This is a genomic window from Mesorhizobium sp. M7D.F.Ca.US.005.01.1.1, assembly GCF_003952545.1.
GTDB classification, from domain to species: Bacteria; Pseudomonadota; Alphaproteobacteria; order Rhizobiales; family Rhizobiaceae; genus Mesorhizobium; species Mesorhizobium loti.
Window position 1 is genome coordinate 3258835 of the sequence record NZ_CP034453.1, and the last position, 12725, is coordinate 3271559.

General features: G+C 60.7%; 14 protein-coding genes. 7 read left to right on the plus strand and 7 right to left on the minus strand.

All coding sequences use genetic code 11. From position 1 onward, the window contains the following. The first annotated feature begins 32 nt into the window (after nucleotides 1-32). On the plus strand, nucleotides 33-1580 hold the full coding sequence (locus tag EJ076_RS15500) for a helicase HerA-like C-terminal domain-containing protein (RefSeq protein WP_126068471.1): 1548 nt from the start codon (nucleotides 33-35) through the stop codon (nucleotides 1578-1580). A gap of 36 nt (nucleotides 1581-1616) precedes the next feature. Here the strand turns inward: EJ076_RS15500 and EJ076_RS15505 are convergent, their stop codons facing one another. Both EJ076_RS15505 and EJ076_RS15510 read right to left on the minus strand, forming a co-directional pair. Next, nucleotides 1617-2441, minus strand: a complete 825-nt coding sequence (locus EJ076_RS15505) for a L,D-transpeptidase (RefSeq protein ID WP_126068472.1) — start codon at nucleotides 2439-2441, stop codon at nucleotides 1617-1619. Between the two features lie 168 nt (nucleotides 2442-2609). Continuing rightward, nucleotides 2610-3272 (minus strand): haloacid dehalogenase type II, encoded by a 663-nt coding sequence (locus EJ076_RS15510; RefSeq protein ID WP_126068473.1) that lies wholly within the window; start codon nucleotides 3270-3272, stop codon nucleotides 2610-2612. Between the two features lie 160 nt (nucleotides 3273-3432). Here EJ076_RS15510 and EJ076_RS15515 point away from each other — a divergent pair, with 160 nt between their 5' ends. The 4 genes from EJ076_RS15515 to EJ076_RS15530 all read left to right on the plus strand — a co-directional run bounded on the left by EJ076_RS15515 (nucleotide 3433) and on the right by EJ076_RS15530 (nucleotide 6579). Then, complete coding sequence (locus EJ076_RS15515; protein WP_056580708.1) at nucleotides 3433-4311, plus strand: branched-chain amino acid aminotransferase; 879 nt, start codon at nucleotides 3433-3435, stop codon at nucleotides 4309-4311. Between the two features lie 107 nt (nucleotides 4312-4418). Further along, nucleotides 4419-5018, plus strand: coding sequence for a superoxide dismutase (locus EJ076_RS15520; protein ID WP_027053553.1), 600 nt, complete (start codon nucleotides 4419-4421; stop codon nucleotides 5016-5018). Between the two features lie 163 nt (nucleotides 5019-5181). Continuing rightward, complete coding sequence (locus tag EJ076_RS15525) at nucleotides 5182-5619, plus strand: cytochrome c (protein ID WP_126068474.1); 438 nt, start codon at nucleotides 5182-5184, stop codon at nucleotides 5617-5619. A gap of 9 nt (nucleotides 5620-5628) precedes the next feature. Then, a complete protein-coding gene (locus tag EJ076_RS15530) occupies nucleotides 5629-6579 on the plus strand; it encodes a cytochrome c (RefSeq protein WP_126068475.1) in 951 nt (316 codons plus the stop codon). On the opposite strand, the gene EJ076_RS15535 is transcribed toward EJ076_RS15530, so the two are convergent. The 3 genes from EJ076_RS15535 to EJ076_RS15545 all read right to left on the minus strand — a co-directional run bounded on the left by EJ076_RS15535 (nucleotide 6576) and on the right by EJ076_RS15545 (nucleotide 9972). Then, the gene (locus EJ076_RS15535) at nucleotides 6576-6977 is read right to left on the minus strand and encodes an SET domain-containing protein-lysine N-methyltransferase (RefSeq protein WP_109662498.1); all 402 of its coding nucleotides are present in this window, start codon (nucleotides 6975-6977) and stop codon (nucleotides 6576-6578) included. The genes EJ076_RS15530 and EJ076_RS15535 overlap by 4 nt on opposite strands. Nucleotides 6978-7222: 245 nt before the next feature. Continuing rightward, the gene (locus tag EJ076_RS15540) at nucleotides 7223-7852 is read right to left on the minus strand and encodes a LysE family translocator (protein WP_126068476.1); all 630 of its coding nucleotides are present in this window, start codon (nucleotides 7850-7852) and stop codon (nucleotides 7223-7225) included. Further along, on the minus strand, nucleotides 7849-9972 hold the full coding sequence (locus EJ076_RS15545; protein WP_126068477.1) for a S9 family peptidase: 2124 nt from the start codon (nucleotides 9970-9972) through the stop codon (nucleotides 7849-7851). Before EJ076_RS15545 ends, EJ076_RS15540 begins: the two co-directional genes overlap by 4 nt. Nucleotides 9973-10105: 133 nt before the next feature. Here EJ076_RS15545 and EJ076_RS15550 point away from each other — a divergent pair, with 133 nt between their 5' ends. Both EJ076_RS15550 and EJ076_RS15555 read left to right on the plus strand, forming a co-directional pair. Next, entirely contained in the window at nucleotides 10106-10474 is a 369-nt protein-coding gene (locus EJ076_RS15550; RefSeq protein WP_126071066.1) for an SH3 domain-containing protein, read from the plus strand. Nucleotides 10475-10925: 451 nt separating this feature from the next. Further along, the gene (locus tag EJ076_RS15555) at nucleotides 10926-11351 is read left to right on the plus strand and encodes a MucR family transcriptional regulator (protein ID WP_013532660.1); all 426 of its coding nucleotides are present in this window, start codon (nucleotides 10926-10928) and stop codon (nucleotides 11349-11351) included. 104 nt (nucleotides 11352-11455) lie between these two features. Here EJ076_RS15555 and EJ076_RS15560 read toward each other — a convergent pair whose 3' ends face one another. Next, nucleotides 11456-11884 (minus strand): SufE family protein, encoded by a 429-nt coding sequence (locus EJ076_RS15560; RefSeq protein WP_109662506.1) that lies wholly within the window; start codon nucleotides 11882-11884, stop codon nucleotides 11456-11458. A gap of 101 nt (nucleotides 11885-11985) precedes the next feature. After that, nucleotides 11986-12339 carry a DUF5330 domain-containing protein gene (locus EJ076_RS15565; protein WP_126068478.1) on the minus strand — a complete coding sequence of 118 codons (354 nt, stop codon included), beginning with the start codon at nucleotides 12337-12339 and terminating at the stop codon, nucleotides 11986-11988. Nucleotides 12340-12725 lie beyond the last annotated feature (386 nt).

The following is a 12725-nucleotide window of genomic DNA, read 5'->3' on the forward strand; positions in this document are numbered from 1 at the left end:
TTTAGACACATCAGTTTGCGGAGACCGGATATATGGCTGACGACACCAGTATTTTCATCGGCGCCAGCCGCAAGCCTGACGACAGCTATCAGCGTGCCGAGCAACTGTTGCTGCAATACGGGAATCGCCACGGCCTTGTGACTGGCGCCACCGGTACCGGCAAGACTGTCACCTTGCAGATCCTGGCGGAAGGGTTTTCCAATGCCGGCGTGCCGGTGTTCTGCGCCGACATCAAGGGCGACCTGTCCGGCATCGCGATGATGGGCACGGCACAGGATTTTCTCGTCAAGCGGGCCGAACAGGTCAAGCTTGACCCCTACGACTTCCAGGAATTTCCGGTCATCTTCTGGGATCTGTTCGGCGAACAGGGCCATCCGATCCGCACTACGGTCTCGGAAATGGGGCCGTTGTTGTTGTCGCGCCTGATGAACCTGACCGAGGCGCAGGAAGGCATCATGAACATCGCCTTCCGCCTGGCGGACGAGGAAGGCCTGCTGCTGCTCGACATGAAGGATCTGCAGGCGCTGCTGGCCAACATTGCCGAGCGCGCCGACGAGATCGGCTCGCGCTACGGCAATGTGACGAAGCCGTCGGTCGGGGCCATCCAGCGCACGTTGCTCGTCCTGGAGCAGCAGGGCGCGGCAAACTTCTTCGGCGAGCCGGCACTGCGCATCGCCGACATCATGCGCACCACGCGCGACGGACGCGGCGCCATCAGCGTGCTTGCCGCCGACAAGCTGATGATGAATCCGCGGCTGTACGCGACCTTCCTGTTGTGGCTGATGTCGGAACTGTTCGAGGTGCTGCCGGAAGTCGGCGACCCCGACAAGCCGAAGCTGGTGTTCTTCTTCGACGAGGCACATCTTCTGTTCGACGAAGCACCCAAAGTGCTGATCGATCGCGTCGAACAAGTGGTTCGCCTGATCCGCTCGAAAGGCGTCGGCGTCTATTTCGTTACGCAAAACCCTTTGGATATCCCTGAAAAGGTTCTGGCCCAGCTCGGCAATCGCGTACAGCACGCGCTGCGCGCCTATACGCCGCGTGAGCAGCAGGCGGTGAGGACAGCAGCCGAGACGTTCCGGCCAAATCCCGATTTCGACTGCATGACCGCCATTACCCAGCTCGCCACTGGCGAGGCGCTGGTTTCGACGCTGGAGGTCAAGGGTGTTCCGTCCATGGTGCAGCGGACACTGATCCGCCCGCCATCCTCGCGGCTTGGGCCTATCACGGCCGCCGAACGACAAAAGCTGATCCAGGAAAGCCCGGTCGCCGGCCAATACGATCAGGTCATCGATCGCGAATCGGCTTTCGAGATGCTGCAGAAAAAGGCCAAGGACGCGCAGGATGCCGAAGAGCAGGCCCAGCAGGCCGGCAGCGGCGGCTCGCGCTGGACCATTCCGGGTTTCGGCAATGACGATCCGGCACCGCAATCCGGCGGCAGCCGCGCGCCTGCGCCGCGCCCGTCCAACCGCCAGACCGTGGCCGAGGCAGCGATCAAGTCGGTGGTGCGCTCGGTCGGTTCGTCGGTCGGGCGGGCAATCGTGCGCGGGATCCTGGGCAGTCTTTCCCGGGGGCGGTGAGACTTGAGGCAGCGGCGTTGCCGCTGCCTCGTCGGCTCAGAAGATCGAGTTGGTGATCGCCTTGACCGGGCCGAGCAGCACCGATCCGTCCGGCACGCCGGCATCGATCGGGATAGCCTTGCCACTTGCGGTCGCCACCATCGGCTGGCTGACGTCGCTGGTCACGATGACCGGCGTCTTCGAGGGCACGCGGTCATAAAGGTCGATAATGTCCTGATTCATCAGGCGCACGCAGCCTGACGAGACCGACTTTCCGATCGACTTCCATTCCGGCGAGCCGTGCAGGCGGTAGAGCGTGTCGACGTTGCCCTGGAAAAGATAGAGCGCACGCGCACCGAGCGGGTTCTTCAAGCCGCCGGGCATGCCGCCATTGTCGGCGCTGTATGGCTTCAATTCCGGCTGCCGGGCGATCATTTCATCCGGCGGCGTCCACTTCGGCCACTTCTGCTTCCACTGGACCACGGCGTCGCCGGACCATTCGAAGCCGGCGCGGCCGAGACCGACACCGTAACGGATCGCCTGGCCGCCCGGGCGCACCAGATAGAGATGGTGTCCTGTCGTGTCGACGATGATGGTGCCGGGCTTCTGCCCCGTCGGATCGGGAACGATCTGGCGCAGAAACTGCGGATCAATCTTCTCGAACGGTATGGCCGGAAGGTCGAAGCCGCCATCGCTGACGGCCGCATACATCGTCGCATAGTCGGGCAGAGGCGGCTCGATATAGGTTGGCGGCGGCGGCTCGACCGGCCCCGGCCCGGTGGTGGCGCATGCCGAAACCGCGACCGAAGCGGCGCCAAGGGCTGCGGCGTTGAGAAAGCCGCGACGGCTCAGGCGAAAAGATTCGATTTCGGTTTTGGACATGGTTGCCTTCTTTAGGTCTCAAATCGCAACAAAGCATGAATTCGCCGACCGTTGCGCGGGTGCCTGACAACACCTGGGGCGATAGGCGGTTCCGATTCTGGCCTGAAGGTGGACAAACAAAGGCGAAGCTGTGACTGCGCCGCCACTGTGGCGCCAGGGCCACAGGTCTTAGCTACCCGGCACCAAAGCTTCGAGCGATGGCAGGATCAGGGCCGGCGGGAAGTCCCGGTATTCTTCGGGCTGGTTGGAACGGTTGATCCACACCGTGCGGAAGCCGAATTTGGTGGCGCCTGCAATGTCCCAGCGATTGGAGGACTGGAAGGATACGGCGCCGGGGTAGAGGCGCCAGCCGGTGGCGACCATGTCGTAGACCGCCGGATCGGTCTTGAAGCGCCGCACCGTATCGACCGAATAGATATCGTCCAGAACCTGGTCGAGCGCGGCGGATTTGACTGCTGCCTGCAGCATTTCGGGCGAGCCGTTGGACAGGATCGCCAGTCTCGCTCCCGAAGCCTTGAGCGCCTTGAGCACGGCCGGCACTTCCGGATAGCAATCCAGCCGCCAGTAGCCATCCAGCAATGTCGCCCTGAGGCCGGGGTCGGCCGAGGGAACCTTGCGCAAGGCGAAATCGAGCGCCTGTTCGGTCAGCTGCCAGAAATCGGCATAGGCACCCATCAGCGTGCGCACCCAGGAATATTCGAGCTGCTTGGCGCGCCAGATCTCGGACAACAATTGGCCGTCCGGCCCGATCCGGTCGGCATGGCGGCGCACGGCGGCATGCACGTCGAACAGCGTGCCATAGGCGTCGAAAACATAGGCGGAGTATTGCATGACAACAGTTTTGAGGGCAAGCGCGACAAGGTGCAAGCTTTGATTGCATCGCGCCCCGGCGCTGGCCTCAACAAAACTCCCTGATGCTGGTTGACGCCGTGCACCAAAGCATCTTCCAATGGCTCTTGACGAGACCAATCAATTGGGACGGGACAACACGATGACACTGGCTGCTGCGGCGCAATCCGCGACATGGACTTTCGTCGATGGTGATTGGCACGAGGGCAATGTCGCCATTCTGGGGCCGCGCAGCCACGCCATGTGGCTCGGCACCAGCGTGTTCGACGGCGGCCGCTGGTTCGAAGGCGTCGCCCCCGACCTCGAGCTCCACGCCGCCAGGGTGAATTCCTCGGCGATTGCGCTCGGCCTCAAGCCGTCGATGACCGCCGACAAGATCGTCGGGCTGACGTGGGATGGGTTGAAGAAGTTCGACGGCAAGACTGCTGTCTACATCAGGCCGATGTACTGGGCCGAGCATGGCGGCTATATGGGCGTGCCGGCCGATCCCGCATCGACCCGCTTCTGCCTTTGCCTCTACGAATCGCCGATGATCCCGCCGACCGGCTTTTCGGTGACCGTATCGCCGTTCCGGCGCCCGACCATCGAAACCATGCCGACCAACGCCAAGGCCGGCTGCCTCTATCCTAACAACGGCCGTGCCATTCTCGAAGCCAAGATGCGCGGCTTCGACAATGCAATGGTGCTCGACATGCTGGGCAACGTCGCCGAGACCGGAACCTCGAACATCTTCCTGGTCAAGGACGGTCATGTCTTTACACCGGCGCCGAACGGCACCTTCCTGTCCGGCATCACCCGCTCGCGCACCATAACGCTGCTTGGCGAGTACGGCTTCAAGACCACGGAAAAGACGCTGTCGGTGCGCGATTTCCTTGAGGCGGACGAAATCTTTTCGACCGGAAACCATTCCAAGGTGGTGCCGATCACCCGTATCGAAGACCGCAACCTGCAACCCGGGCCGGTGGCCAAGAAGGCGCGCGAACTCTATTGGGATTGGGCGCATTCGACTTCCGCCGCTTGAGCGGATAAAAAGGCGATCGACGCTTCATCCCGGAGTTGTCCCAACCCATTCCAGACCTATCTTAGTCCGGTATCGACACCGGATTTTTCCACGAGGGAGTACCATCCATGGCTTTTGAATTGCCCGCTCTGCCTTACGACTATGAGGCCTTGCAGCCCTACATGTCGAAAGAGACGCTGGAATATCACCACGACAAGCACCACAAGGCGTATGTCGACAACGGCAACAAGCTCGCCGCCGAAGCCGGCATGGGTGACCTGTCGGTCGAAGAGGTGGTCAAGCAGTCGTTCGGCAAGAATGCCGGCCTCTTCAACAATGCCGCCCAGCACTACAACCACATCCATTTCTGGAAGTGGATGAAGAAGGGCGGCGGCGGCAACAAGCTGCCGGGCGCCCTGCAGAAGGCGGTCGACAGCGATCTCGGTGGCTACGACAAGTTCAAGGCCGACTTCATCGCCGCCGGCACGACACAATTCGGCTCCGGCTGGGCCTGGGTTTCAGTCAAGGATGGCAAGCTGGCGATCTCGAAGACGCCGAATGGCGAAAACCCGCTCGTTCATGGCGCGTCGCCAATCCTCGGCGTCGATGTCTGGGAGCACTCCTATTATATCGACTATCGCAACGCCCGGCCGAAATATCTCGAGGCGTTCGTCGACAGCCTGATCAATTGGGATCACGTGCTGGAATTGTACGAAAAGGCGAAGTGATCGATCGTAGAAAGCCCCGGCATTCCCGGGGCTTTTCTTTTTCTGCGTCGAGGTTCCCGTAACAGCAAAAGTCTGGAAAAAATCATCCGGGGGAAGGGAATTTTCCCCCTGTAGCATCCGTTAACGTCCTGTCCCGAAATGCCTTCATCACGGAGCCAATTGAATGAGAAAGCTTGTTATCGCCATCTCTATGCTTGCACTCGCCGCCTCGGCGGCCTTTGCCGATCCTATCCTCGATCGGCAGGCACTGATGAAGGAACGTGGAAAGATCGTTGGCGGCATTTCGAAAGTGGTCAAGGATGAGGAGCCTTTTGATGCCGCTGCCGTGCTGACGCAGCTGCAGGCATTGCAGGCGAATGCCGAGAAATTCGATGCCGATGCGCTGTTCCCGGCAGGCAGCGATATAGGCGACACGACAGCGGCGCCCAAGATTTGGGAAGACATGGCCGGCTTCAAGGCCGTCGAGGACAAATATCTCGCCGACATCAAGGCAGCCACCGCCGCCGCTCCCGCCGATGTCGATACGTTGAAGACGCAGTTTGGCGCGATTGCTTCCAATTGCGGCACCTGCCACCAGACCTATCGAGTGAAAAAGGGCTGATAGCGGGCGATGCCCTGGCTGAAAAAACTCGTCGGCGCCCTTGTCATTCTGGGCGGCGTCGGCGCGGTTGCCGGGTGGGTGTTGTCGGCGCCGGTGAGGCTCGACAGTGAGACCCTGGCCAAGCTCGGCCCTGGCGACCCGGCCAGGGGCAAGCGCATCTTCTATGCCGGCGGCTGCACTTCCTGCCACGCAAAGCCGGGCTCGCAGGGCGATGCGCGGCTTCAACTCGTGGGTGGGCTCGAGCTCAAGACGCCGTTCGGCACCTTCGTCCCGCCCAACATCTCGCAAGATCCCAAGGACGGCATCGGCGCCTGGTCGACCGAGGACCTAGCCAACGCCATGCTGAAGGGCGTATCGCCCTCGGGCGAGCATCTCTATCCGGCGTTTCCCTATGCGTCCTACGCGCGCATGAAGCCGGCCGACATTGCCGATCTCTACGCATTCCTGAAGACGCTGCCGGCGGTCGCCGGCAAGGCCCCGGCCAATTCGCTCGGTTTTCCCTTCAACATTCGTCGCGGCATCGGCCTGTGGAAATTGCTCTACCTCAGCGACCAGCCGGTCGTTCCATTCCCTGATGGCACGCCTGATCCGGTGATGGCCGGCCGCTATCTGGTCGAAGGGCCGGGCCATTGCGGCGAATGCCACACGCCGCGCGACTTTGCAGGTGGTACGAAAAAGAACGCGTGGCTGGCCGGTGCGGTGGCTGCCGAAGGCAGCGGCGTCGTGTCGAACATCACATCGGGCAAGGGCGGTATAGGCGATTGGTCGGAAGCCGACATCGTCAACTACCTCGAAACCGGCTTTACGCCTGCTTTCGATTCCGTCGGCGGCGCCATGGTCGACGTGCAGCGGAACATGGCAGAACTGGCGCCGGAGGACCGTGCGGCCATCGCCGCCTATCTCAAAGCGATACCGCCGCATCCAAACGGCTATCCGCCGCGCAAAAAGCCAGCGAGCTAGTTTTCCGGCGACAGGTGGCGGTCGCCGAGGAAATCGAAGCCGGTTTCAAAGAAATGATTGTAGTCGCAGGTCAGTTCCTCGCCAGGCGCGATATCGCGCAAGGCGTATGTTTCCTCAGGTGAGGAGACGTCGCAATTCGGCTCATCCGCATGGTTCATGAAGCGCGCATCGTCGGCTTCGAAGACGATGTAGTTCGGGTCGCGTCGGTCGGGGTAGGAATAGCGGTCGAGATAGCTCTTCACCGATCCGCTTTCGCTCTCATAAGTTTCCACGTCGATGATCCGATCGAATCTCGGGTCCAGCTTCCAGATCAGCATGCCGCGCGGAATGTGGGCCCTGGCAAACACACCGATGCCCTGGATGGACGATTTGTCGAGATAGACGTCAACGAGCAGCATGGCGGACCCTTGCGAGATGGTAACTGGCAGTCGCGGCTTTGAAAAAGCTGGGCATTGGGTAGCGCGCGATGGTGGCAATTGCGAGCAGAAAATCGCGGCGCATGACCGCGAAATGAAGCCTCGGAAAAGATCATGCGCAAATCAAAAATTCATGACCTTGGAAATCCGTCGAGGAACAGCGGTGGTCGGTTCGCGACCCGTTCCGCTGACCGACGGCGAGGTTGCTTTGAATAGGGATGAAAAGGTCAGCGCTGCAGCTGCAGCGCGAGCCGAATACCCAGAGCACAGTAGATGCCGCCAACAACCTTGCCCTGCCACTTCAACACTGTCGGATTTCGGCGCAGGAACGCGCCGAGCCGACCGGCGCTCATCGCAAAGACGACCGTGCTGAAAAAGCCGAGTAGGACGAAGATGACCCCCAATGTGGTCAACTGAAGCATCACCGATCCGTTTTCAGGTCGCACGAACTGAGGCAGAAAAGCGAGGAAGAACAGCGCAGTCTTGGGGTTGAGCACTTCGGTCAGGACGGCCTGTCGAAACGCCTTGCCAGCGGAGATCGCAAGCGCACCGGCGGCCGGGTTGGCCGGTGTTTTCTCGATGATAGCGCGAATGCCGAGATAAACCAGGTAGGCCGCGCCGATGTACTTTATGATGCTGAACAGCGTCGCGGACGTGGCAATGATCGCCGAGATGCCGACCATCGCCATAACGGTGTGAAACACGTCGCCGGCAGCGATCCCGGCGCCGGTCGCGATGCCAACCTTGGTTCCGGAACTCGTTGCCCGCGCTATGGTAAGGAGCGTGGCCGGACCCGGAATAAAGACGAAGCCGAGCACAACTGCGACATAAGCGATCAATGTGGCCAGATCGATCATCGGTCGATTTCTCCCGTAGGCTCCACCTTGCCCATCACCTTCAGTGCAAAGGAACAGGTGTAGGCGATCTCCTCCAGCCGCGAAAACCGGCCGGAGGCGCCGGCATGGCCGGAATCCATGTTGATCTTGAACAGCACCGGATTGTCGCCACTCTTGCGCTCGCGCAGCCGCGCCACCCATTTGGCCGGCTCCCAATAAGTGACGCGCGGATCGGTGAGACCGGCGAGCGCCAGGATCGGCGGATAGTCGAGCGCTGCAACATTGTCATAGGGCGAGTAGGCAGCGATCGTCCGGTAGTCGTCGGCGGATGCAATTGGATTGCCCCATTCAGGCCATTCCGGCGGCGTCAGCGGCAGGGTTGCGTCGAGCATTGTGGTGAGCACGTCGACGAAAGGAACTTCGGCGACGATGCCGCCGAAGCAATCCGGCGCCATGTTGGCGATGGCGCCCATCAGCATGCCGCCGGCCGAACCGCCTTGCGCGACAATGCGGCCATGCGCCGTATAGCGTTCGGCAACAAGGTGGCGCGCACAGGCGATGAAATCGGTGAACGTGTTCATCTTGTGCGCCCGCTTGCCGTCGTCGTACCAGCCATAGCCCTTGTCCTTGCCGCCGCGGACGTGAGCGATGGCGAAGACAAAGCCGCGATCGACCAGCGAGAACCAGTTGGTGTTGAAGGCGGCCGGTACGGTGATGCCATAGGAGCCGTAGCCGTAAAGCAGGCAAGGTGCGGATCCATCCAGCGGCGTGTCGCGGTGGTGCAAAAGCGAGATCGGCACAAGTTCGCCATCGCTGGCCGGCGCCATCAGCCGCCGCGTCACGTAGTGGTCCACGTCATGGCCGGACGGCACTTCCTGGGTCTTCAGCAGCACCCGCTCACGGGTGCGCATATTGTAGTCGAACACCTGAGCCGGCGTCGTCATTGACGAGTAGGAAAAGCGCATCATCTCGGTGTCGTACTCATAGGAACCCGACAGGCCGAGCGAGAAAGCCTCCTCGTCGAGGGATAGAAGATGCTCCGCGCCGCTGCTGCGGTCGCGCACGACAATGCGCGGCAGGCCTTCCTTGCGTTCGAGCCGGACCATGTGGTCCCTGAAGCCGATTACCGACAGGATCAGCCGGCCGGGTTCATGCGGCACCAGTTCCTGCCAGTTGGCGCGGACCGGATCGCTCACTGGTGCCGTCATGATCTTGAAATCCTTGGCGCCGTCGGCATTGGTCAGGATGAAGAAGATGTCGCCGCCTTCTTCCAGGTCATACTGAAGGCCGATCTCGCGCGGCGAGACCAGTTTCGGTTCGGCAAACGGATCGCTGGCGCTCAAGAGGCGATATTCCGAAGTCTCGTGATCGTTGATACCGATCATGATCCATTCGTTGTTGCGGGTGCCGTCGACATTCATGAAGAAGCCGGGATCGGTTTCCTCATAGATCAGCCGATCGCTTTGCGGGCTGTCGCCCAGCGCATGGAACAGCACCTTGGACGGGCGGTGGTTGGGGTCGAGCCGCGTATAGAAGAAGCCGTCATTGCCGGCGTTCCAGACACCTGAACCGCCGGTGTCGGGTATCTGGTCGGCAAGCTCCTTGCCGTCGGCGAGGTCGCGCACGCGAAGCGTGTAGAATTCGGAGCCCTTGTCGTCGAATGCCCACAGCAGCTTGGCGTGGTCGGCCGAATGGTCGACGCCGCCAAGACGGAAATAGGGCTTGCCCGCGGCCTCCGCATCGCCGTCGAGCAGGATATGCTCGGCGCCGCCGTCGCGCGGCATGCGGAAATAGCGCGGCTGCTCGCCGCCAAGCTTGAAGGACGAACCATAGGCATAGGGCCCATCCTTCATAGGCACGGAAGAATCGTCTTCCTTGATACGGCCCTTCATCTCCTTGAAAAGCTGCCTTTGCAGCTCGACCGTGTCGGCCATCAGCTTTGACTGGTAGGCATTCTCTGCCTCGAGCTCGGCGCGGATCCCCGCATCGAGCAATGACGGGTTCCGGAACATCTCCTGCCAGTTGTCGGCTCGCAGCCAGGCATAGTCGTCGGTTCGCGTGATGCCGTGATGCGTGTCGGAAACCGGCCGCTTCTCGGGCGTTGGCGGGGTGACGATCGGAAATATGGATGTCTTGGTCATTGCGTCTCGCTTTGCCAATATCTTGAATGGGGAAGTATCTTGAATGGCGAATGAACACGCCGATCAGGGCGGGTTCAAGAGCCGCAGCCTATGGGTTGTGTCGGCTGCAGAAGATGAGCCGGGAGGAAAGATGATGACTATTCGGTCTCGGACCGCTGCGGCTTTCGCCGTTGCTTCGCTAACTCTGGCCTTTGCCGGTCAGTCTCATGCGACCGTATTCGCGGCTTGGCAAGTGGCCAATGTGCCGTTCGGCGACACGCTCAATGTGCGCAAATACCCGTCGGGCACGTCCCAGAATCAGGCGGCATACCCGAACGGGACCGTTCTGCAGATGACTGGACGATGCACCGGCGCGATAAACCTGCTCGACATCGCCAATCAGCCGGCATGGAAGCAGGAACAGACGGTTCGCTACCGTTGGTGCGAAGTCTGGCATGATCCGGCCCAGAACGGCAACTTCGTCACCGGATGGGCCTATGGCAAATACATCACCCCGCATTGATTGACCCTGCAGCGATGGATCCGGACCGGTCGGGTGACAGGCATGTCGCCTGCTTGCTCACGCATGACAGACATGCAGCAACCTGTGGTTTTGTAGACAGGTGTGAACAACCAAGTTTGCGCGTGCAATAGCCAAGCAAAATCAAGCATTGAAACCTGCTCTGTGAGTTGCCGCGAATGTAACGGCGAGCTGACGTTGCGTCAGCCGTTGCTGGTTGGCGCGCGAAATATCGATAAATTACACAATGCACGAAAGATTGAAGCTGATCCGGGAACAATTGACCAACATCGTTCAATATAGCGCAAGGGGCGAATTGACTTACTTGGTCTGCGGGCTCATTGATGTGCGCGCGACACGAATCGTAGAAGCTCTACCTGCACAAAGTTCGTGCAATGCCCTGCCTGTAAAAAAGGGCGCAGATCGAAGTAACTCTTGTTGGGGCCTGAAGACCATGGATATTGTCGAAACACCTTCCAGAAACAGCGATGCGCTGATCGAATTGACCGCCGATGTGGTGGCCGCCTATGTCAGCAACAATCCCGTGCCGGTCGGCGAATTGCCGAACCTGATATCCGATGTCCATGCTGCACTCGGGCGTGTGGGCGGAACCGCCGAACAACCGCCTGCCGACAAGCAAAAGCCGGCGGTCAACCCGAAGCGCTCGGTTCATGACGACTACATCGTCTGCCTCGAAGACGGCAAGAAGTTCAAGTCGCTGAAGCGCCATCTGATGACCCACTATGATCTGACGCCGGATCAGTATCGCGAAAAGTGGAACCTCGACCCGACCTATCCGATGGTTGCACCCAACTACGCCGCTGCCCGGTCCCAGCTGGCCAAGAAGATGGGCCTCGGCCGCAAGCGCAAGGCACGGTAATCGCTGCCAGCCAGATTGATCGACATTAACGGCGCCTTCGGGCGCCGTTTGATTTTGCGGGTGGCAACGCGCTGATCGAGTAGAGCAATTCCAGGGAGAGCTTTTCAGGCGGTCTGCTTGAGCGCCGCCTCGGCATCGCGCTTGATGCGCTTGACCATGGAGCGAAGGCCGTTGGCGCGCTGCGGCGACAGATGCTCGTCGAGGCCGAGCTCTTTCAATGTCGCTTCCGCATCGGTCTTCTGGATTTCGCTGGCGGTCCTGCCGGAAAACAGCGCCAGCATGATCGCGACCAGCCCACGCACGATATGAGCGTCCGAATCGCCGGTGAAGGTGATGACCGGGTCGGCCCCAGCTCCGCGTTCAGTGGTCAACCAGACCTGGCTGACGCAACCCGGCACCTTGTTGGTGGCGCTGCGCTGCTCGTCCGGAAACGGCGGCAACGCCTCGCCGAGTTCGATGACGTAACGATAGCGGTCTTCCCATTCCTCGAGGAACGAGAAGTCGTCGCGGATCGTCTGGATCGTGGTGGTCATAATGCCGGATATAGTCACGCGGCGGCTCCGCGTCACGGAAAAAACAAGGACACCGCGGGCGTCGAGAGGGCAGACAGCCCGCGGTGCGCCGTCGAAACGGCTTAATTCTGCGCCGGCAGGTTGACTGTCTCGGGCAAGACGATTTCTTCCGGCACGCTGCCGGTCATCGTCGATGTATCGGGGCCGGCGGCGGACTTGTCGTCCAGCATCGCCGCCGCGATCTTGGCGGTCTCCTTGGCGCGGGCGGTGATGGTGTGCATTGCCGACTTGCCGGTTTCACAGACATCGGGCTTGCGTTCGCAAATGCCAGCGATGTCGCCAACTGCTTCGCGTGCCGCAAACAAGGCCTGGATCGGCCCGACGCTTTCGCGGCCCGATTCATCGGGGCCGACAGTCAGCGGCAGCGCCAGCAGCACCAGCGAAAACCAGAAAGCCATTCTTATGAGGAAGACCATGCCCTTGCCCTCTCGTCGTGACCGGATCATGCATCCATATGGCATGACCTCTTTTGTAGGCAGGATGTTGGCACACAGGCGCAAAGGACGGCTTGCAGGCAAAGCGACAATTTTCCTCAAATTTTAGGCAAATTCGAAACGAGCCGTTGTGCAATCGATTTATCTCAAATCCGAATGAGTTTTCTTAACCCGAGATAACCATCTATCTCCATGCTTTTCTTGTATTTTTCCTGAAGTCCCGGAGTCCGGGCACCAAGTTCAGTCACTCGATGGGTGCGGTCGCCGAATAACCCTCCGTTTACTATGGCTGCATTTGCCCGGGCTTTCGGCTGCCGGCATCCCGATATTTGCCCCAGGCCGGGGCCTTGGTCGGCCCTGCCTTATCC